Source organism: Pseudomonas sp. G7(2022) (genome assembly GCF_052660475.1).
Genome location: NZ_CP109659.1, coordinates 3,773,738 through 3,794,390, shown reverse-complemented (window position 1 = coordinate 3,794,390; position 20,653 = coordinate 3,773,738). Strand labels below are relative to the sequence as shown.

21 protein-coding genes are annotated in these 20,653 nt (G+C 61.2%); 10 read left to right on the top strand and 11 right to left on the bottom strand.

The annotated features are described in order from the left end of the window. The first annotated feature begins 29 nt into the window (after positions 1 to 29). The 3 genes from NE357_RS17100 (at position 30) to NE357_RS17090 (ending at position 2,930) form a co-directional block, all read left to right on the top strand. Complete coding sequence (locus NE357_RS17100) at positions 30 to 785, top strand: ArsR/SmtB family transcription factor (RefSeq protein WP_169430859.1); 756 nt, start codon at positions 30 to 32, stop codon at positions 783 to 785. A gap of 88 nt (positions 786 to 873) precedes the next feature. Beyond that, on the top strand, positions 874 to 2,094 hold the full coding sequence (locus NE357_RS17095) for a putative DNA modification/repair radical SAM protein (protein ID WP_169430858.1): 1,221 nt from the start codon (positions 874 to 876) through the stop codon (positions 2,092 to 2,094). After that, the gene (locus NE357_RS17090) at positions 2,091 to 2,930 is read left to right on the top strand and encodes a TIGR03915 family putative DNA repair protein (protein ID WP_169430857.1); all 840 of its coding nucleotides are present in this window, start codon (positions 2,091 to 2,093) and stop codon (positions 2,928 to 2,930) included. Before NE357_RS17095 ends, NE357_RS17090 begins: the two co-directional genes overlap by 4 nt. 52 nt (positions 2,931 to 2,982) lie before the next feature. Here NE357_RS17090 and NE357_RS17085 read toward each other — a convergent pair whose 3' ends face one another. The 5 genes from NE357_RS17085 to NE357_RS17065 form a co-directional block, all read right to left on the bottom strand. After that, positions 2,983 to 4,002 (bottom strand): branched-chain amino acid aminotransferase, encoded by a 1,020-nt coding sequence (locus NE357_RS17085; RefSeq protein ID WP_085698139.1) that lies wholly within the window; start codon positions 4,000 to 4,002, stop codon positions 2,983 to 2,985. Positions 4,003 to 4,167: 165 nt separating this feature from the next. After that, positions 4,168 to 5,541, bottom strand: a complete 1,374-nt coding sequence (lpdA, locus tag NE357_RS17080) for a dihydrolipoyl dehydrogenase (RefSeq protein WP_169430856.1) — start codon at positions 5,539 to 5,541, stop codon at positions 4,168 to 4,170. Between the two features lie 4 nt (positions 5,542 to 5,545). After that, positions 5,546 to 6,817, bottom strand: coding sequence for a dihydrolipoamide acetyltransferase family protein (locus NE357_RS17075; protein ID WP_169430855.1), 1,272 nt, complete (start codon positions 6,815 to 6,817; stop codon positions 5,546 to 5,548). Further along, positions 6,818 to 7,876, bottom strand: a complete 1,059-nt coding sequence (locus NE357_RS17070; RefSeq protein ID WP_085698142.1) for an alpha-ketoacid dehydrogenase subunit beta — start codon at positions 7,874 to 7,876, stop codon at positions 6,818 to 6,820. A 1-nt stretch (position 7,877) separates the two neighbouring features. Then, positions 7,878 to 9,113: a 3-methyl-2-oxobutanoate dehydrogenase (2-methylpropanoyl-transferring) subunit alpha gene (locus tag NE357_RS17065; protein ID WP_169430854.1), complete on the bottom strand. Its 1,236-nt coding sequence runs from the start codon at positions 9,111 to 9,113 to the stop codon at positions 7,878 to 7,880. A 185-nt stretch (positions 9,114 to 9,298) separates the two neighbouring features. On the opposite strand from NE357_RS17065, the gene bkdR reads away from it, so the two are divergent. After that, positions 9,299 to 9,787 carry a Bkd operon transcriptional regulator BkdR gene (gene bkdR / locus NE357_RS17060; protein WP_007915088.1) on the top strand — a complete coding sequence of 163 codons (489 nt, stop codon included), beginning with the start codon at positions 9,299 to 9,301 and terminating at the stop codon, positions 9,785 to 9,787. A gap of 12 nt (positions 9,788 to 9,799) precedes the next feature. Here the strand turns inward: bkdR and NE357_RS17055 are convergent, their stop codons facing one another. Then, positions 9,800 to 10,660, bottom strand: a complete 861-nt coding sequence (locus tag NE357_RS17055) for a tyrosinase family protein (protein WP_169430853.1) — start codon at positions 10,658 to 10,660, stop codon at positions 9,800 to 9,802. A 126-nt stretch (positions 10,661 to 10,786) separates the two neighbouring features. Continuing rightward, positions 10,787 to 11,650, bottom strand: coding sequence for an MBL fold metallo-hydrolase (locus NE357_RS17050; protein WP_169430852.1), 864 nt, complete (start codon positions 11,648 to 11,650; stop codon positions 10,787 to 10,789). A 99-nt stretch (positions 11,651 to 11,749) separates the two neighbouring features. Between NE357_RS17050 and NE357_RS17045 the strand changes: the two genes are divergently transcribed. From NE357_RS17045 to NE357_RS17035, 3 genes are read left to right on the top strand one after another with little or no spacing between them, the layout of a single operon-like run. Beyond that, positions 11,750 to 12,088, top strand: a complete 339-nt coding sequence (locus NE357_RS17045; RefSeq protein ID WP_007952897.1) for an ArsR/SmtB family transcription factor — start codon at positions 11,750 to 11,752, stop codon at positions 12,086 to 12,088. A gap of 38 nt (positions 12,089 to 12,126) precedes the next feature. Continuing rightward, positions 12,127 to 13,371, top strand: coding sequence for an NAD(P)/FAD-dependent oxidoreductase (locus tag NE357_RS17040; protein WP_169430851.1), 1,245 nt, complete (start codon positions 12,127 to 12,129; stop codon positions 13,369 to 13,371). Between the two features lie 9 nt (positions 13,372 to 13,380). Next, positions 13,381 to 14,181: a sulfite exporter TauE/SafE family protein gene (locus tag NE357_RS17035; protein ID WP_169430850.1), complete on the top strand. Its 801-nt coding sequence runs from the start codon at positions 13,381 to 13,383 to the stop codon at positions 14,179 to 14,181. Positions 14,182 to 14,223: 42 nt separating this feature from the next. On the opposite strand, the gene NE357_RS17030 is transcribed toward NE357_RS17035, so the two are convergent. Further along, a complete protein-coding gene (locus tag NE357_RS17030) occupies positions 14,224 to 15,174 on the bottom strand; it encodes a polysaccharide deacetylase family protein (protein WP_169430849.1) in 951 nt (316 codons plus the stop codon). A 196-nt stretch (positions 15,175 to 15,370) separates the two neighbouring features. Here NE357_RS17030 and NE357_RS17025 point away from each other — a divergent pair, with 196 nt between their 5' ends. Then, on the top strand, positions 15,371 to 17,026 hold the full coding sequence (locus NE357_RS17025) for an MFS transporter (protein ID WP_169430848.1): 1,656 nt from the start codon (positions 15,371 to 15,373) through the stop codon (positions 17,024 to 17,026). Further along, positions 17,023 to 18,165, top strand: a complete 1,143-nt coding sequence (locus NE357_RS17020) for an HlyD family secretion protein (RefSeq protein ID WP_169430847.1) — start codon at positions 17,023 to 17,025, stop codon at positions 18,163 to 18,165. The genes NE357_RS17025 and NE357_RS17020 overlap by 4 nt, the downstream gene beginning before the upstream one ends. A 2-nt stretch (positions 18,166 to 18,167) precedes the next feature. On the opposite strand, the gene copD is transcribed toward NE357_RS17020, so the two are convergent. The 3 genes from copD to NE357_RS17005 are packed head-to-tail and all read right to left on the bottom strand — an operon-like array spanning position 18,168 to position 19,873. Next, positions 18,168 to 19,025, bottom strand: coding sequence for a copper homeostasis membrane protein CopD (gene copD / locus NE357_RS17015; RefSeq protein ID WP_169430846.1), 858 nt, complete (start codon positions 19,023 to 19,025; stop codon positions 18,168 to 18,170). Between the two features lie 3 nt (positions 19,026 to 19,028). Then, entirely contained in the window at positions 19,029 to 19,391 is a 363-nt protein-coding gene (copC, locus tag NE357_RS17010) for a copper homeostasis periplasmic binding protein CopC (RefSeq protein WP_169430845.1), read from the bottom strand. A 47-nt stretch (positions 19,392 to 19,438) separates the two neighbouring features. Beyond that, a complete protein-coding gene (locus tag NE357_RS17005) occupies positions 19,439 to 19,873 on the bottom strand; it encodes a GNAT family N-acetyltransferase (RefSeq protein WP_169430844.1) in 435 nt (144 codons plus the stop codon). 147 nt (positions 19,874 to 20,020) lie between these two features. Here NE357_RS17005 and NE357_RS17000 point away from each other — a divergent pair, with 147 nt between their 5' ends. Continuing rightward, positions 20,021 to 20,641 carry a TetR/AcrR family transcriptional regulator gene (locus tag NE357_RS17000; protein ID WP_038365564.1) on the top strand — a complete coding sequence of 207 codons (621 nt, stop codon included), beginning with the start codon at positions 20,021 to 20,023 and terminating at the stop codon, positions 20,639 to 20,641. Positions 20,642 to 20,653: the final 12 nt, after the last annotated feature.

Sequence of the window (20,653 nt, the reverse complement as noted above, 5' to 3'; positions counted from 1 at the left end):
GAGGGCGATGATTCGTCCGGGAGCGAAATATGCACGCAGAACATCCAGACATCGGCGTCTCGCAAGTGGCCGCCGCCATCGCGGAACCGGCGCGAACGAAAATGCTGTGCTCGCTGATGGACGGCCACGCCCGCACCGCCACGGAGCTGGCGACTCTTGCCGACGTCAGCGCCTCGACCGCCAGTGCGCACCTGGCCAAACTCAAGGAACTGGCGCTGGTGCGCCTGCACGTGCAGGGCCGCCATCGTTATTACAGTCTCGCCGACAAGCGCGTGGCCCAGGCACTGGAAGCGCTGATGGTGATTGGTCAGAGCCCTGCGCCGACCTTCAAACCGCATACACCGGACCGTCTGCAGTTTGCCCGCACCTGTTACGACCACATGGCCGGGACGCTGGCGGTGTTGCTGCATGACCGATTGCTGGAGGGTGGTTGGCTGATGGAAACCGATGAGCAGGCCTACCGCTTGAGCGCGAGCGGAGAGGTGCTGTTCGAAGGGCTGGGAGTCGAGGTCAGGGATTTGTCGACCCTGCGTCGACGCTTTGCCTGCCCATGCCTGGACTGGAGCATGCGTCGGCCACATCTGGGTGGATCACTTGGAGCGGCTTTGCTGCAGACAGCGTTGAAGCGCAAATGGGTGACGCAGGATCTGGACAGTCGGGCGCTGACGTTGACGGCGGTGGGGCGTAAGGAAATGGCGGCGCGGTTCGGGGTGCAATTGCCCGAAGCGATGCAGCCTGTCCCGATGCCCAAATCCTCGACCATCGCAGCTGACACTCGACTGTAAAACGTCTGACTGACAAAGGGTCGTTTTACGGCTTGTGGCCCGTGGACGGACTCTATACTGTATATGCGAACAGTATCGAGTCCGTACCATGCAAATCATCGACAAGCTCAGCATCCTCGCCGACGCCGCCAAGTACGACGCCTCCTGCGCCAGCAGCGGCGCGCCCAAGCGCAGCTCCGAGGGCAGGAGCGGGCTGGGCTCCACCGACGGCATGGGCATCTGCCACAGCTACACGCCGGACGGGCGTTGCGTGTCGCTGCTCAAGGTCCTGTTGACCAATTTCTGCCTCTACGACTGCCAATACTGCGTCAACCGCCGCTCCAGCGACGTGCCGCGGGCGCGTTTCACGCCAGAGGAAGTGGTGACGCTGACCCTGGACTTCTACCGGCGCAATTGCGTCAGCGGGTTGTTTCTCAGCTCGGGGATCATTCGTTCGGCGGACTACACCATGGAGCAACTGGTGCGTGTCGCGAAGCTGTTGCGCGAAGAACATGAGTTCCGTGGCTACATCCATCTCAAGACCATTCCTGACGCCGATCCCGCTCTGATCGAAGAGGCCGGGCGTTACGCCGATCGCCTGAGCGTCAACATCGAATTGCCCACCGATGCCAGCCTGCAAACCCTGGCGCCGGAGAAGCAGATCGGCTCGATCAAGCAGGCGATGAACACGATCTACACCGGCGTACAGACCGTGCTCAACGAACCCCGCGCCCCGAAGTTCGCCCCGGCCGGACAGAGCACGCAGATGATCGTCGGCGCCGATGACACCGACGACAGCACCATCCTCCACAGCGCCCAGGCCTTGTACGGCAACTTCCGTTTGCGCCGGGTCTATTACTCGGCATTCAGCCCGATTCCAGACAGCCCGAAAAGTGTACCGCTGGCGGCGCCGCCGCTGATGCGCGAGCACCGCTTGTATCAAGCGGATTTTCTGTTGCGCAGTTACGGCTACAGCGCCGGTGAGTTGCTTCAGGGGCCGGGCAATCTGGCGCTGGACATTGACCCGAAGCTGGCCTGGGCGCTGCAGAACCGCGAGGTGTTTCCGCTGGACCTCAATCGCGCCGAACCGGCGTTGATCTCACGCATTCCCGGCATCGGCCTACGGACCACCGAACGTCTGGTGGAGCTGCGTCGGCAGCGGCGCATTCGCTACGAAGACGTAGCCCGCATGCGCTGTGTGCTGGCCAAGGCCAAGCCATTCATCATCACCAGCGACTATCACCCGCAGCAAGCGGAGGTCACCAGTCAGATGCTCTATCAGCAGTTGCGCGACCGGCCGATGCCGCAGCAGATGGGGCTGTGGGGATGATCAATCTCGACTGCGACGACCTGTTCGACACTTGGCGCCGACAGGCCCGCTGGCTGCTCAGCCATGAAATCGATCCGAGTCTGGTGAGCTGGGCTTCGGAAGGGGTGAGTGATCTGTTTGCCAGTGACGTGTCGGTACCCGAAGGGCAGGGACCGTTTCAGGCGCGTATTCCACGCGCGTTGCTCGACACCCTCGAACAAGCATCACGCTACCGTGGGGATCAGCGTTGGAGTCTGCTTTATGAAGTGCTGTGGCGGGTCAGCCATGGCGATCGCACGGCAATGATGGCCGGCGACAAGCTGGGCAGCGAGTTGCAACGGCGGATCAAGCAGGTGCAACGCGAAGCCCATCATCTGCATGCGTTTGTGCGTTTCATCGAGCGCCCGCCAGAGCTGCCGGGCCCGCAATACGTGGCGTGGCACGAAGCGGCTCACGACATTCTGCGCAGTGCCAGCGAACACTTCATCGGGCGCATGGGGCGTCATCGCTGGCTGATCGCCACGCCGCGTGATGGGGTTTATTACGATGGCGAACAACTGATCCATCAACGCCAATGCCCAGTGGAATGGCAGCAACTGGCGCAGAACGTCGATGATCCCCACGGTGACTTATGGCTGACGTACTACAGCCACATCTTCAACCCGGCGCGGTTGAACGAGAAAGTCATGCAGGGGCATTTGCCAATGCGGTTCTGGAAGAACCTGCCGGAGGGGGAGCTGATTCCCGGATTGATTACCCAGGCACGAATGGGCAAGCAGCAGAACGGACAGGCGAGCGGAATTGCCGGTCGTGCGGGCAAACGGATTGCCATGAAGGCCAGCGAGCGAGGCGAATAAAAAAGCCCCCATCGATCACTCGATGGGGGCTTTTGTGCATATGGCTGTCAGATCAGACCTTGACGATCCAGCCTGCTGGCGCTTCGATGTCGCCGGTCTGCACGCCGGTCAGCTCTTTGTAGAGCTTCTGGGTCACTGGGCCAACTTCGGTTTCGCTGTGGAACACGTGCAGGTGGTCGTTGTAGCTGATGCCGCCGATCGGGGTGATCACCGCAGCAGTACCGCAGGCACCGGCTTCCTTGAAGTCCGACAGCTTGTCGATGAACACGTCGCCTTCGACCACTTCCAGGCCCAGACGGGACTTGGCCAGTTCGATCAGCGACAGACGGGTGATACCCGGCAGTACCGACGGCGAGTTCGGGGTCACGAACTTGTTGTCGTGGGTGATCCCGAAGAAGTTGGCCGAACCGACTTCTTCGATCTTCTTGTGGGTCAGCGGATCCAGGTAGATGGCGTCAGCGAAGTGCGCTTTCTTGGCCTGGGAGCCCGGCATCAGGCTGGCGGCGTAGTTGCCACCGACCTTGGCGGCACCGGTGCCTTGTGGCGCGGCGCGGTCGAAGGTGGAGATCTGGAAGTTGTGCGGGGTCAGGCCGCCCTTGAAGTAGGCGCCGACCGGGATCGCGAACACCGAGAAGATGAACTCAGGTGCGGTACGCACGCCGATGTTGTCACCCACGCCGATCACGAACGGACGCAGGTACAGCGCGCCGCCGGTGCCGTAAGGCGGGATGAAGCGCTCGTTGGCGCGAACCACTTGCTTGCACGCTTCGATGAACTGCTCGGTGGACACATGCGGCATCAGCAGGCGGGCGCAGCTGCGTTGCATGCGCGCGGCGTTCTGGTCCGGACGGAACAGGTTGATCGAGCCGTCCTTGCAACGATAGGCCTTCAGGCCTTCGAAGCATTGCTGGCCATAGTGAAGGGCAGTGGAGCCTTCGCTGATGTGCAGCACGTTGTCTTCGGTCAGGGTGCCTTTGTCCCACTCGCCATTGCGAAAGTACGACAGATAGCGTTTGTCGGTCTTGATGTAGTCAAAACCCAGCTTGTCCCAGTTGATGCTTTCGTTACCCATGACACCCTCTATCACTGAACAACCGCCGAAGCGGTTCAAGGCTTCTGACGTTTTTTTGGATGGGCACAACAATACTTCATTCTTGAGCGGTTTCGCAGCCCGGGCGATGGGGGGAGCCGCAGATTTATTAGCCTGCTTATGAAAAAACTCCCCCGCAGCGGTTTTTTACAGGTGCAACGCATGCCCAAGCGCACGCAACGCCGCCTCCTGCACCGCTTCACCCAGGGTCGGGTGCGCATGGATGGTGCCGCCGATGTCTTCCAGTCGCGCACCCATTTCCAGGCTTTGGGCGAACGCGGTCGACAATTCCGAGACCCCGACACCCACCGCCTGCCAGCCGACAATCACATGATTGTCCCGACGGGCGACCACTCGCACGAAACCGGTTTTCGATTCCAGGGTCATCGCCCGGCCATTGGCCGCGAACGGGAAGTTCGACACGATGCAGTCCAGTCCCGCCGCCTTGGCTTCATCCGGCGTCTTGCCGACCACGACCAGTTCCGGGTCGGTGAAGCACACGGCAGCGATGGCGGTCGGGTTGAATTCGCGGCGTTTGCCGCTGATCAGCTCGGCGACCATCTCGCCCTGGGCCATGGCGCGGTGGGCCAGCATCGGCTCGCCGCTCAGGTCGCCGATGGCGTAGACGTTGCGCATGCTGGTCTGGCAGCGGCTGTCGATCTTGATTGCCGAACCATTCATGTCCAGGTTCAGCGCTTCGAGGTTCCAGCCCTGGGTATTGGGTTTGCGACCGACGGCCACCAGCACCTGATCGGTTTCCAGGTTCAGGGTGTCGCCGTTCGGATCGCGCACCTGCAACGTACCGTCAAAGCCCAGCACGCTGTGCTTGAGGTACAGCTTCACGCCCAGTTGCTTCAGCGCGTCGTGCACCGGTTGGGTCAGTTCGGCGTCGTAGGCCGGCAGAATCCGATCCTGCGCCTCGACCACACTGACCTCGGCGCCGAGCTTGCGATAGGCAATGCCCAGCTCCAGGCCGATGTAACCACCGCCGACCACGATCAAACGTTTCGGTACCGACTTCGGTGCCAGCGCTTCGGTGGACGAGATGATTGGCCCGCCAATCGGCAGGATCGGCAGGTTGACGCTTTTCGAGCCGGTGGCCAGCACCAGATGCTCGCACTGGATGCGGGTATCGCCGACTTCCACGGTCTTGCCGTCGATGACTTTGGCCCAGCCGTTGATGACCTGAACCTTGTGCTTCTTCAGCAACGCGGCGACGCCGGTGGTCAGGCGATCGACGATGCCGTCCTTCCATTCGACGCTTTTGGTGATGTCGAGGGTCGGCGCCGAAACGCTGATGCCCAGTGCCGAATGCTGGTTGTGGTGTTGAGTCTGGTGAAACTGTTCGGCCACATGAATCAGCGCTTTCGACGGAATGCAGCCGATATTCAGGCAGGTGCCGCCCAGCGATTCGCCCTCGACCAGAATGGTCGAAATGCCCAGTTGCCCGGCCCGAATGGCCGTCACGTAACCGCCAGGACCGCCGCCGATGATCAGCAGCGTGGTGTTCAGAGTTTGCATGCCATCACTCCACAAACAGGGTCGCGGGTTGTTCGAGCAGGCCACGAATGGCCTGGATGAAGAGCGCCGCGTCCATGCCGTCGACCACGCGGTGATCGAAGGAGCTGGAGAGGTTCATCATCTTGCGGATCACCACCTGGCCTTTGACGACCATCGGCCGTTCGACGATTTTGTTGACGCCGACGATGGCCACTTCCGGCAGATTCAGCACCGGGGTGCTGACGATGCCGCCAAGGGCGCCGAGGCTGGTCAGGGTGATGGTCGAACCGGACAGCTCATCGCGGCTGGCCTTGCCATTGCGGGCTGCAGTGGCCAGACGGGCGATTTCCGCCGCGCTGTCCCACAGGCTGCGCGCTTCGGCATGACGCACCACCGGCACCATCAGGCCGACATCGCTTTGGGTGGCGACGCCGACATGCACCGCGCCGAGGCGGGTGATGACCTGGGCTTCGTCGTCGTAACGGGCGTTCATTTGCGGGAAGTCACGCAGGGCGACAACCAGCGCGCGCACCAGGAACGGCAGCAGGGTCAACTTGCCACGGCTGGCGCCGTGTTTTTCGTTCAGATGGGCGCGCAGTTCTTCAATCGCGGTGACATCGATTTCTTCGACATAACTGAAGTGTGCAGCGCGCTGAGTCGCGTCCTGCATGCGCTGAGCAATCTTGCGGCGCATGCCGATAACCTGAATCTGTTCTTCATCGTTACGCTGGGCGTACGCGGCGGCGACCGGCGCCGAAGCGTTCGACTGACCTTGGGCCAGATAAGCCTCGAGGTCTTCGTGCAATACACGACCGGCTGGACCGGAACCGCGCACCAGACGCAATTGAATGCCCAGATCCAGCGCATGTTTGCGCACGGCGGGCGAGGCCAGCGGGCGTTCATTGGCTTCACGGGCAACCATCGGGCCCTGGCAAACCGCAGCCGTACGTGGCGCGGCGGGTTTGCTTTCAACGACAGCTTCAACTTTCGGTGCGACAGGTGTTTCCTTCGCCGCAACGGGAGCTGGCTTGTCGGACTCCTTCAGATTGCCCGCACCTTCAACCTCGATGCTGATCAGCACACTGCCGACTGCCATCACTTCACCCGGCTGACCGCCCAGCGCGATCACCTTGCCGTGTACTGGCGACGGGATATCTACCATCGCCTTGTCGGTCATCACGTCGGCCAGCACCTGATCTTCAACCACCAGATCGCCGACCTTGACGTGCCATTGCGACAGTTCAACTTCTGCGATGCCTTCGCCGATGTCCGGCATCTTGATAACGTGCGTGCCCATTCAGACCTCCATGACCCGTTTCAGCGCCGCGCCCACTCGGGACGGCCCAGGGAAATACGCCCACTCCTGCGCGTGCGGGTAGGGGGTGTCCCAACCGGTGACGCGTTCGATCGGCGCTTCCAGGTGGTGGAAGCAATGCTCTTGCACCAGCGACACCAGCTCGGCGCCGAAACCGCAGGTGCGGGTGGCTTCATGTACCACGACGCAACGGCCGGTTTTCTTAACGGATTTGACGATGGTTTCCAGGTCCAGCGGCCACAGGCTGCGCAGGTCGATGACTTCGGCATCCACGCCGGATTCTTCGGCGGCGACTTGCGACACGTACACGGTGGTGCCGTAGGTCAGGACGGTCACGTCCTTGCCCGGACGGGTAATGGCAGCGACGTCCAGCGGCACGGTGTAGTAACCGTCCGGCACTTGCGCGGCCGGGTGTTTCGACCACGGGGTTACCGGGCGGTCGTGGTGGCCGTCGAACGGACCGTTATACAGGCGTTTCGGCTCGAGGAAGATCACCGGGTCATCGTTTTCGATGGAGGCGATCAGCAGGCCTTTGGCGTCATACGGGTTGGACGGCATGACGGTGCGCAGACCGCAGACCTGAGTGAACATCGCCTCGATGCTCTGGCTGTGGGTCTGGCCGCCGTAGATGCCGCCGCCGCAGGGCATGCGCAGGGTCATCGGCGCAGTGAACTCGCCGGCCGAGCGATAACGCAGGCGGGCGGCTTCGGAAATGATCTGGTCGGACGCCGGGTAGACGTAGTCGGCGAACTGGATTTCAGCGACAGGTCGCAAGCCATAAGCGCCCATGCCCACGGCGACACCGACGATGCCGCTCTCGGAGATCGGCGCGTCGAACACCCGCGAGGTGCCGTACTTGGCCTGCAGGCCTTCGGTGCAACGGAACACGCCGCCGAAGTAGCCGACGTCCTGGCCGAACACCACCACGTTGTCGTCACGCTCAAGCATCACATCCATGGCCGAGCGCAGGGCCTGGATCATGGTCATGGTGGTCGTGGTCATGGCGGTTTCCAACTGAATATTGTTGTTGTGATCGTTCATGTCAGATCCCCAACTGCTGACGCTGGCGCTTCAAGTGCTCCGGCATCTCTTTGTAGACGTCTTCGAACATGGTCGCGGCGCTTGGAATCTGGCCGCCGGCGAGGGTGCCGTACTGTTCGGCCTCTTTCTGTGCAGCGATCACTTCGGCTTCGAGCTCGGCGCTGACGGCGGCGTGCTCTTCTTCCGACCAGTGGCCGACCTTGATCAGGTGCTGTTTCAGGCGGGCAATCGGGTCGCCCAGCGGGAAGTGGCTCCAGTCGTCGGCAGGGCGGTATTTGGACGGATCGTCGGAGGTCGAGTGCGGGCCGGCGCGGTAGGTGACCCATTCGATCATGGTCGGGCCGAGGTTGCGGCGGGCGCGTTCGGCGGCCCAGGCGGAAGCGGCGTAGACCGCGTAGAAGTCGTTGCCGTCAACCCGTAGAGAGGCGATGCCGCAACCGACGCCGCGTCCGGCGAAGGTGGTGGCTTCACCACCGGCGATGGCCTGGAAGGTCGAGATTGCCCACTGGTTATTGACCACGTTGAGGATCACCGGCGCACGGTAAACGTGGGCGAAGGTGAGGGCGGTGTGGAAGTCCGATTCGGCGGTGGCGCCGTCGCCGATCCAGGCCGAGGCGATTTTGGTGTCGCCCTTGATCGCCGAAGCCATGCCCCAGCCCACGCCTTGAATGAATTGAGTGGCGAGGTTGCCGGAAATGGTGAAGAAACCGGCGTCCTTGACCGAGTACATGATCGGCAGCTGACGACCCTTGAGCGGGTCGCGCTCGTTGGACAGCAGTTGGCAGATCAGGTCGACCAATGGCACGTCGCGAGCCATCAGAATGCTTTGCTGGCGGTAGGTCGGGAAGCACATGTCGTCGATGTTCAAGGCCAGGGCCTGGGCGCTGCCGATGGCTTCTTCCCCGAGGCTCTGCATGTAGAACGACATTTTTTTCTGACGCTGGGCGACCACCATGCGGTTGTCGTAGATCCGGGTCTTGAGCATGGCGCGCATGCCTTTGCGCAGGATCTCGACCGGCACGTTTTCGGCCCATGGGCCGAGGGCGTTGCCCTGGTCGTCGAGCACGCGGATCAGGCCACGAGCCAGGTCGGCGGTGTCGGCCGGTTCAACGTCGATGGAAGGTTTGCGCACCGTGCCGGCATCGGTCAGATGCAGGTAGGAGAAGTCGGTTTTGCAGCCTGGGCGGCCCGAGGGTTCAGGGACGTGCAGACGCAGCGGTTCATACGCTTGGGTCATGGCTTCTACGCTCGATCTTGTGAATTTCTTGTAGTGAGCTGGCAGTCATTCTTCGATAAAAGAAATCTTGTCCTACAACAATCATAGGCCCGGGCAAGAAGAATATTTCTCTCTGTTTCGTTGCGCTGGAGATCATTTGCAGATAGAAATTCTGCATAAACATAAAAAACAGGTGGTTTTGTCTCATGCGCAAACTGGACCGTACCGACATCGGCATTCTCAACAGCCTTCAGGAGAATGCGCGCATCACCAACGCCGATCTGGCCCGTTCGGTCAATCTGTCGCCGACGCCGTGCTTCAACCGGGTCAAGGCGATGGAAGAACTGGGGCTGATCCGTGAGCAGGTGACCCTGCTCGATGCCGACCTGCTCGGGCTGCACGTGAACGTGTTCATTCACGTCAGCCTGGAGAAGCAGGTGGAGGAAGCTTTGCAGCATTTCGAAGAGGCGATATCCGACCGCCCGGAAGTTATGGAGTGCTACCTGATGGCCGGCGACCCGGATTATCTGATTCGGGTACTGGTGCCGACCATTCAGTCGCTCGAGCGCTTCATGATGGACTTTCTGACCAAGGTACCGGGCGTGGCGAACATACGGTCAAGCTTTGCACTCAAGCAGGTGCGCTACAAGACCGCTTTGCCGTTGCCGGCGAACGGTTTGACCCTCGGCAACTGATCGCTGAGAGGATTACAGGTAGTCATATCGATAATTCAGCTCCGTCGTATGGATCGTCTGCCCAACCGTGAATGTTTGTGCCCAGGGGGCGGGTTCATTCTCCGGGTGGAAAACCAGTGCTGTTTCATTCATGGCATCGGGATCGCCTTCCCTGGACGTGAATGCCGGGAGGCGCGGATGTTGATGCTTCCAGCGTTCCCACAACAGATCCATGTAGCAGTGATGCAGGAAGAAGACCGGGTCGTTCGGGGACGCCGCGTGTAGCATGTTGCCACCGACCCATGCATGAACCGGATTGTGCAGCTCTCTTTCTGCAACGTTTTCCCAACCGTCGGGCTCCAGCCAGTAGGGCGTCCTGTTAAGGGCAGAAATGACGGCCTCTGCCGAAGGCAGTGCGCCTTCTGCGCCCAGGTTTCGAAGCAGGCCCGTGTTTCCCGGTGCCTCGTCCCATACCGCCACTTCAAATTGAGAGTGCTCCCGGGAAAACGGGCCGGCGGTGACGCGCTGCCCCAGCGTGTTGTCGCCATTTCCCCCCATGAAATCGGAGGTGAAGGGGTTGTCGGCCCCCCCGAGTTGCCAGTTCCAGTAGGGCAGGGTGATGCCCGGATCATTGGCAGCGGCTTGCAGGGCCAGCTCGAACTGGCGAATCAGAATCCGGTGCCAGGGAAAGAACAGGGGATTGCCATGCGGATTGGGGTCCAGCGGGTTGCCCCGTCCCATCGAGTTCTTGTGGATCTGGACGAAGTCATCGTAACGACTCTGCTGACCGGGGCGCAGTACGCTGTCGACGTTGTTTTTCAGCTTGAGGATCGCTTCGATGAAGGCGGATTTTTCATCCCGGGACAGATCCCGATGGTTGCGGCGAATATCCATATTTCAAAAACTCCATTGGTTGATTGCCCAATGAAGTCTGCCTGCTGGCCGGAATTAAACCAGTTCATCGCTATCGACGCGTTATGTGGGAAAAGCTTCCTCCATCACGCCCTGTGCAGCTTTTTCCTATAACGCATTGATCGGAATCTTGAGGTACGTCACGCCATTGCCTTCCGCCGGCGGCAGATTACCCGCCCGCACATTGACCTGGATCGCCGGCAGCAACAGGGTCGGCATTCCCAACCCCGCGTCACGTCTGGTACGCATATCGACGAACGCGGCTTCGTCGACGCCATCATGCACATGGATATTGCTTTTGCGCTGTTCGCCGACGGTGGTCTGGCACTGCGAGGCGCGACCTTGCGGCGGATAGTCGTGGCAGACGTAGAGCTTCACGCTGGCGGGGAAGGCCAGCAGTTTGTGGATCGAATGGAACAGTTGATGGGCATTGCCGCCGGGGAAGTCGCAGCGGGCGGTACCGACGTCGGGCATGAACAACGTGTCACCGACCAGGATCTGCTCGCCGTCGATCAGGTAGGCCATGTCTGCCGGGGTGTGGCCGGGAACGTGCAGGGCGGTCGCCTTGAGGTTGCCGATCCTGAACGACTCGTTCGGTGCGAACAGGTGATCGAACTGTGAGCCGTCGACGCAAAACTCCGGCTCAAGGTTGAACAGAGCCTTGAACACGTTCTGCACTTTGCTGATCGATTCACCAATCGCGATCTTGCCGCCCAATTCACGACGCAGATAGGGCGCGGCGGAGAGGTGATCGGCGTGGGCGTGGGTTTCCAGCAACCACTGCACCTGCAGATTGTGGGCTCGTACGAAGGCAATGATTTTGTCTGCCTGAGCCGTACAGGTACGGCCCGCGGCACCATCGTAATCAAGCACGGAATCGACGATTGCGCACTGTCCGCCAGCGGCCTCGTAGACCACGTAGCTGTAGGTCGAGGAGGCGGGGTCGAGGAACGCTTCAATCATCGCGGGCATGGACAGGGTCCTGTGCAAATAGGTGGAAAGTCAGGGTTGCAACACTTTATGTAAACACATAATGTCCGCAGCTTAAGTGACGTTGAAGGCATCCTGCAAATGCAATCCAGTCTGACCGAATGTGAAGTCGCCCAACTGCGGGCCTCGGCCTCCAAGGCCTGTTCGCTGCTCAAGGCCCTGGCCAATGAGGATCGGCTGCTGATCCTGTGCCAGTTGACCCAGGGCGAACGCAATGTCGGCGAACTGGAAAAAATGACCGGTGTGCGCCAGCCGACCCTGTCCCAGCAATTGGGCATCCTGCGCGATGAAGGGCTGGTCGCGACCCGTCGTGAAGGCAAGTACATTTTCTACGGTCTGGCCAGTCACGAAGTGATCCAGGTAATGAAAACACTGTCCGGACTCTACTGTGGAGCCGTGCTCAAAAGCTGGGCGCAATAGACCCGGCTATCCTTGCGTGCAGCAATAAGGAACAAGCAATGAACGATCAACACTGGGGCCCATCCATCAGTGCGGACATCGTGGTCATCGGCGGCGGCACTGCCGGCATCGGTTTTGTCGCGAGCCTGCTCAAGCGCGATCCCGGCCTGAACATCACGGTGATCGAGCCGAGTGCCCAGCATTACTACCAGCCGGCGTGGACGCTGGTCGGCGGTGGGGCCTACGATGTCAGGGACACCTCCAGACCGATGAACAGGGTGATACCGCGTCAGGCTACCTGGATTCAGGCAGCCGTGACCGGCATCGATCCCGACACACGCCAACTCACCCTCAACGATCAACGTACCGTCAGCTACCAGAACCTGATCGTCTGTCCTGGTCTGCGCCTGGCGTGGGAGAAGATCGAAGGCCTGCAGGAAAGCCTCGGCCAGCACGGCGTCACCTCCAACTACAGTTATCAGCACGCGCAATACACTTGGGATCAGGTGCAGAAACTGCGCGGCGGCAAAGCGCTGTTCACCCAGCCGGCGATGCCGATCAAATGCGCCGGCGCTCCGCAGAAGGCGCTGTACCTGTCCTGCGATCACTGGCTCAAAACAGGCGTATTGAACAAGGTCGAGGTTGAATTCAACCTGGCCGGCGCGGCGTTGTTCGGCGTGGCGACGTTCGTGCCCCCGCTGATGAAATACATCGAAAAATACAACGCCCGTCTCGCGTTCAACGCCAATCTTGTCAAGGTCGACGGGCCGGCAAAAACCGCGTGGTTCGAAGTCAAGGATGCCGATGGCAACGTCACTCAGGTAGCCAAGACCTTCGATCTGCTGCACGTCGTACCGCCACAGGTCTCCCCTGACTTCATCGCACAAAGTCCGCTGGCCGACGCCGCCGGCTGGTGTGAGGTCAACCCGCACAGCCTGCAACATCCGCGTTACCCGCAGGTGTTCGCACTCGGCGATATCTGCAACACCACCAACGCGAAGACCGCTGCCGCCGTGCGCAAGCAGGTCGTGGTGGTCGCCGAGAACCTGCTGGCCCAGCGCAAGTCTCTGGCGTTGCCGCTGAAGTATGACGGCTACGGTTCCTGCCCGCTGACGGTGGAGAAGGGCAAGGTGATCCTCGCCGAGTTCGGCTACGGCGGTAAATTGCTGCCGACCTTCCCCCTCGACCCGACCGTGCCACGACGTTCCGCGTGGTGGCTGAAGGCGTCCCTGCTGCCGTGGTTCTACTGGAACGGCATGCTCAAGGGCCGCGAGTGGCTGACCGGTGTGTCCAAAGTCGACTGAGTACTCCCTATGTTGCTGGCAAGTCTGTTTGGCGTGGTGATGGGATTGATCCTCGGACTGACCGGGGCGGGTGGCGGGATTCTCGCGGTACCGGCGCTGGTGCTCGGTCTGGGCTGGACGATGACGCAGGCAGCACCGGTGGCGCTGTTCGCCGTGGGCAGTGCGGCGGCAGTCGGGGCCATCGATGGTCTGCGCCATGGGCTGGTGCGCTACCGCGCGGCGCTGTTGATCGCTGCGCTAGGCGCCGTGTTTTCGCCACTGGGCATCTACCTCGCGCACCAGTTGCCGGAGAAGGTCCTGATGATCCTCTTCAGCCTGCTGATGGTCATGGTGGCCTGGCGCATGCTGCGTCGCGAACGCCAGCAAGAGGGTCCGAGTGATCATGGCCACGCCAGTTGGGGGCAGAAGAACTGCATGCTCAATGAACAGACCGGCCGTTTCGACTGGACCGCCAAATGCACCGCAACCCTCGCAGCGCTGGGGGCGGTGACCGGTGTGGTGTCCGGACTGCTCGGCGTCGGTGGCGGGTTCCTGATCGTGCCGGCGTTCAAGCAACTGACCGATGTGCAGATGCGCGGCATCGTCGCCACGTCGTTGATGGTCATCAGCCTGATTTCCGCCATCGGCGTGATCGGTGCATTTCATGCCGGGGTGCGGATCGATCACCTGGGCATGGCGTTCATCGTGGCCAGCATCATCGGCATGATCGTTGGCCGAAAACTCTGTGCGCGGGTGCCGGCGCGGACGTTGCAGGTGGGATTTGCCAGTGTGTGCCTGGTCGTCGCCGTGTACATGTTGCTGCGGGCCTGAGTCGTTAAAGAGAAAATCGCAGCCTTGGCTGCGATTTTTTTATCACTGGTTGTACGCTGCCTCGGTGTTGTCGATCAGCGGGTTTTTCTCGGTCAGCACCACCTGCGCGATCTGATCCTTGCGCATGAACGTCACCTTCGGATGTGATTGCGCATAGCGGATGAAGCGCTCCATGGCCTCGACCATTGCCGGCGTGCCGCCGATGCGGTCGTGCAGACTCACCGACATCATCCGCCGCTTGCTTGCGCCTTCTGCATAGAGTCGATCGAACTCCAGCACCAGCTGCTGATAGAACTGCTCGGCGGAGAAATGCCGGCCTTCGATCAGCACGATGTCGTTATTGCGCAGGGTGTAGGGCACCACGGCGAATTTGCGCCCGCGAACCATGGTCACGAAGGGTTCGTCGCGGCTGACGTCATCGATGTGGTAGGTGAAATTCAGGTCCTGCAGCACCTTCAGCGTGTTGGGGCTGCGGCGCAGCCAGTTGGCGTTGTAGCCCACCGAGCGTTGGCCGGTGATTTTCTCTACCGCGGCGACGCCGTCACCGATGAACTGTTTTTCCTGGGCGTAGTTCATGTTGTACGAGTCGGCCCAGCGCATGCCGTGGGCCGCCAGCTCATGGCCGCGTTCGGCAATTGCCTTGGCCAGTTCCGGGTGCTTGAGCGCCGCTTCGCCGACCACGTGGGAGGTGACCTTGATGCCGGTGCGATCCCACAGATCGAGCATGCGCCACAGACCTTCCTTGTAACCGTAATCGAACCAGGTCTGCGCCGGCAGATCCGGGTAGCCTTTGGGCAGCGGTGTGCCGGAGAACGGACTTTCTGCGCCCTCGGGCTGGCCGCCGGTTTCGAATTGCATCGACACCGAAATCACCAGTTGCGCGCCATCCGGCCACGGGCGTTCCTGGGCGAAGGCGAGGGTGGGCAGCAACAGGGCGGCTGCCAGTAGATTTTTCAGCAGACGCGGGGAGCGTTGCCAGCGGGGCGTGGTCATAACGGGCACCTTGCAGGTTGAGAAGTGCAGCAAGGTTGGCATCCGCTACGCTTGGGAAAAATCCGCTGCGGGCGAGATGACTTTTAAACAAAATTTACGAATCCACCCCAAACCCGTGTGAGCAAGCACCCACAGGGATATGTGTTTGGCTGCCGTTTTGCGGCAAACTCAAGCCATCACCGTACAAGGCCATTCAATGAACCAATACACCCCGCGCAACTGGCAGCCTCACGAGAAGCCCAGTCTGCCCGGATCCCCCTCGACGCCGCTGCACTCCAACCCCAAGCGTCTGGCCTATGCGCTGGTGGGGTTGCTGGTGGCGTTGACCGGCGGGTTGGGCAATTCGCTGGTGGTCGCCAACCTGCCTTACCTGCAAGGCGCGCTCGGGGCGACCACGGCGGAGATGGCCTGGTTGCCGGCGGCGTACGTGATGACCAACGTTTCGATGAATCTGCTGCTGGTGAAGTTTCGCCAGCAGTTCGGGCTGCGGGCGTTCACCGAGGTGTTTCTGGTGCTGTATGCGCTGGTGACGTTCGGCCATTTGTTTGTCAATGACCTGAACTCGGCGATCGCCGTGCGTGCCGCTCACGGCATGGTCGGCGCGGCGTTGAGCTCGCTGGGCCTGTATTACATGGTGCAGGCGTTCCCGGCCAAGTGGCGGATGAAGGCGCTGGTGCTGGGCCTCGGTACATCGCAACTGGCCTTGCCACTGGCGCGACTGTTTTCCGAAGACTTGCTGCAGATCGCCGAATGGCGCGGCTTGTATCTGTTCGAATTGGGCATGGCGTTGCTGTCGCTGGGCTGTGTATTGATGCTCAAACTGCCGCCGGGTGACCGGTTCAAGACTTTCGAACCCCTCGACTTCCTCACCTTCGCGATTCTGGCCAGTGGCGTGGCTTTGCTGTGCGCCGTGTTGTCCCTGGGCCGGATCGACTGGTGGCTGGAGGCCGACTGGATCGGCATCGCCCTGGCCGCGTCGATTGCCCTGATTCTCGCGGGACTGGCCATCGAACATAACCGCAGCAACCCGATGCTGATGACCCGCTGGCTCGGCAGCGCAGTGATGATCCGCCTGGCACTGGCGGTGATCCTGATTCGCATGGTCACCTCGGAGCAATCCACCGGTGCCGTGGGCTTTATGCAATACCTGAACATGAGCAGCCAACAGCTTCATAGCCTGTATGTGGTGATGCTGATCGGCAGCGTCGCCGGCCTGCTGACCAGTGCGCTGACCATTGACCCGAAACACCTGCTGATGCCGCTGATCATCTCGCTGGCGTTGATGGCCACCGGTTCGATCATCGACAGTTCCTCGAACAACCTGACCCGCCCCGAGAACCTGTATTTCAGCCAGTTTCTGTTGGCGTTCGGCAGCACTTTTTTCCTCGGCCCGACCATGGTCCTCGGCACCCGCAACGTGCTGACCAATCCGCGCAATCTGGTGAGCTTTTCGGTGCTGTTCGGGATCTGCAACAACCTCGGCGGCCTGATCGGTGCGGCGTTACTGGGGACGTTCCAGATCGTTCGCGAGAAATTTCATTCCAGCCACATCGTCGAGCAACTGGTGCTTTCCGATCCCCGCGTCGCCGCTCGTGTGCAGAGCGGCGGTTCGGCGGTCGGCTCACTGATCGGCGACCCGAGCCTGCGCAACCTGCAAGGCATTCGCAGCCTGGCCAACGCCGCCACCCGCGAGGCCAACGTACTGGCCTATAACGATGTGTTCATGCTGATCGCGGTGATCGCGATCCTGACCATGATCTGGATTTCCATCCGCGCGCTGTGGCTGATCAGCACCACAAGAGCCGTCGCCCCGACACCTTCCGTACCTTCCAGCGGTGCCACTTCTTCATGACCGAACCGACTACCACGACCACCAATGCCATTGCCGCCACCCCTGAAGGCGTGGCGCCGCCGTCATCACCGAATACCGAGCCGCGGTCGTTGCGGGTGCGGATCATCTCGTCGCTGGGCTTTGCCGGGGTCGCCATCGTCGGTGTGCTGATCGTGCTCTATGCCTGGCAGTTGCCGCCGTTCAGCAGCGCGGTGGAGACCACTGAAAACGCCCTGGTGCGCGGGCAGGTGACGATCATCGGCCCGCAGCTCAGTGGCTATGTGTTTGAAGTGCCGGTGCAGGATTTCCAGTTTGTGAAGCAAGGGGATTTGCTGGTGCGTCTCGATGACCGCATCTATCAGCAACGTCTCGATCAGTCGCTGGCGCAACTGGCGGTGCAGAAGGCTGCGCTGGCCAATGTGGTGCAGCAGCGCAACAGCGCCGAGGCGACCATCAAGTTGCGTCAGGCGGTGGTGGCCGACAGCGAGGCGCAGTTGCGCAAAAGCGAGGCGGACCTGCGCCGCAACACGGCGCTGGTCAATGACGGCTCGGTGTCCAAACGCGAGATGGACGTGGCGCTGGCCGCCAACGCGCAAAGCATTGCATCGGTGGCCCAGGCCAAGGCCAATCTGGAAATCGCCCGGCAGGATCTGCAAACCGTGATCGTCAATCGTGGCTCGCTGGAGGCCGCAGTGGCCAGTGCCGAGGCCGCCGTGCAACTGGCGCGAATCGACCTGTCCAACACCCGCATCATTGCCCCGCGTGACGGTCAGCTCGGGCAGATCGGCGTGCGTCTGGGTGCCTACGTCAATTCCGGGGCGCAACTGATGGCGCTGGTGCCGGACCAGAAGTGGGTGATTGCCAACATGAAAGAAACCCAGATGGATAACGTGCGGGTCGGGCAACCGGTGAGCTTCACCGTCGATGCGCTGAACCATCGCAGATTCACCGGACACGTTCAGCACATCTCGCCCGGCACTGGTTCGGAGTTCGCGTTATTGCAGGCCGACAATGCCACCGGCAACTTCGTGAAGATCGCCCAGCGTGTGCCGGTGCGAGTGACCATCGATCCGGACCAACAGGAAATCGAGCGCTTGCGGCCGGGGATGTCGGTGGTGGTCAGCATCGATACGGCGAAGGGTGATACTCAGAAACACTGACCTCAGACCGCAATCATTGGCGGCAGGGTGCCGAGCACGGAAACCGCCGCCACGGCACCGATCCCCAGCAGCCACTCCAGCATCACGCTGCGCTTGAGGGTATCGACGCGCTGTTCGCAATCACGGATGCGCAAGCGATTGAACAGCGCCAGCCCCAGCATCCCGAGCACCAGCCAGGCCTTGATCAACAGGATCAGGGCGAATCCCGAGAACAACGGCGTCGGCCACCACTGGCCGGTGAGAACACGCACGTTGATCAATCCGGTGATCAGCAGGCCGGCAACCAACACATAGCCGATCCCGCTGAACCGCTGCAAGACGTAGCGCACCGTTTCGCCGGACTGGCGCAGAATCGCCACCAGCATCAACAACCCACCGAGCCAGGCGCCGACGCAGGTCAGGTGAATGACCTGATTGAGGATCAACATCTGGCCGCTGAAACCGTCGAGCATCGCCCCGTGGCCGACCGGCGCGAGGGTCATCAGCAGCAACGCGCTCAGGCCCAGCCGCAATGGCTGGCTCGAACGCCAGGGCGTAAACAGTAGCGCCAGCAACAGTGCATTGATCAGCAGGTGCCAGCGCCACACCTGGCCAAAAAACGTATGGCCCAACACCCGCTCGACAGTGTCCGGATCGAACGCCGCAGCGGCTGAACCGGCCATGCTCGCAGTGATCAGCAACGCCCAGGCAACGCCGCTGGCCAGGGCGATCGCCGCCAACCAACGAGCCAGCCGCGCCAGGTGTCGATCCAGCGCCAGCGCTTCACCCTTGAGCAGCAGGGGCCGGAACAGCCAGGCCCCGAACAGCATCAACACCACGATGAAATGCAGGAACCGGCACAGCACCAGCGCGTCATTCATGAATTACTGGCCAACCTTGAACTGATAGGCGCCTTCGCTCTTGTGCGTGTCGACCGACACCGCGTGCCATTCAACCTTGTATTCGCCAGCGGTCAACGGTGCTTCGGGGGTGACGATCAGGGTTTTCCTGTCGCCTTCGGTGGTCAGCGGCTTGATCTTCACCGGCGCGCCGTCGTGGGTCAGGATGACTTTGGTGAAGCCGGCTTCGACGCCTTCGGAAAACACCAGGCGCAAATCCGCAGGCGCGGCGACGGTGCTGTCGGCGGCCGGGGTTTCGCCTTTCAGGTGAGCATGGGCGAACGCCTGGGAAGTGACGACCAGCGAGGCCAGCAGGGCGCTGGCAGTGAGCAGTTGCTTCATCGACATGGGCAGGTTCCTTTCAGTGAAATGGCGGGCTGAGTATAGAGAGAGGATCACAGGGCTTTCAGGCGCATGTGAATGACCGGAAAAGGCCGGCCTTCGCCGTCGAGTGCTGAGCGGCCGATGTCTTCGAATCCGTAGTGCCGGTAGAAGCCGTGGGCCTGCGGATTCTGTTCATTGACGTCGACCTTCAGCAGAGGGCGGCGGACATGATTGAGCAAGCGGCGGCCGATACCTTGGCCACGCCGGGCCGGGTCGATGAACAGCATCTGCACGGTGTCGTCATCGGTGGCGATGAAACCTGCCGGGGAACGGTCGGGGTTCTCGAAGACCCAGACATCCAGCGCGGGCAGGTAGGCGTCACGCACCAGCGGGAACAACCGGTGAATGTCATCTTCCGGAAGAAAATCATGGGTGGCGCGGACCGAGCGTTCCCACAGGTCGGCAAGTTGCGGGTCGTCAGCGGCGATGCGCTTGCGAATGTTCATCGACAGGATCCTTCAGCGTCTGACAGGGTGAAGGGGGGCGATCCTAAACCAGAAAAAAGCCCAAGTGTGTGAAGAATCGTTCTCGCCTGTCGCCCCTTGCCCAGAGCGGATGCTAGTCTTCAACAACGTTGTCTTCAGGGAGCCCTCATGGGCAATCACAAGATCGAAATCCGCCGCAGCAATGTCGAGAAAATCCTTCTGGCGGCGGAAAAAGTGTTCGCCGAAAAAGGCTTCGGCGGCACCGCCATGGCTGACATCGCCGCCGAAGTGCAGCTGCCGCGCTCCAACCTGCATTACTACTTTTCAACCAAGAGCGAGCTGTACAGCGCCGTGCTGTTCGACCTGCTGGAAGTGTGGAAGCAGGACGCGCTGTGCTTCGAGATGTTCGATGATCCCCGTGTGGTGCTCAGCAGCTACATCCGCGCCAAGATGAACCACTCGCGCAGCCGGCCCTACGGCTCGAAAGTCTGGGCCAACGAAATTATCCACGGCGCGCCGACGCTGGGTGAAGCGCTGGATGTGAGCCTCTATGACTGGGCGAAGATGAAGGAAGCGAAGATCCGTCAGTGGGTGGAAGACAAGCGGATTTTGCCGGTGGAACCGTCGAGCCTGCTGTATATGATCTGGGCGTCGACCCAGCACTATGCCGACTTTGATCATCAGGTGAATATTTTGAATGAGCACCAGCCGTTGTCGGACATGCAGTTCGAGCGGGCGGTGCAGACGGTGACGAGTGTGATTTTGCGGGGGATAGGTTTGGAGCCCTGAGTCTTGTGGTGG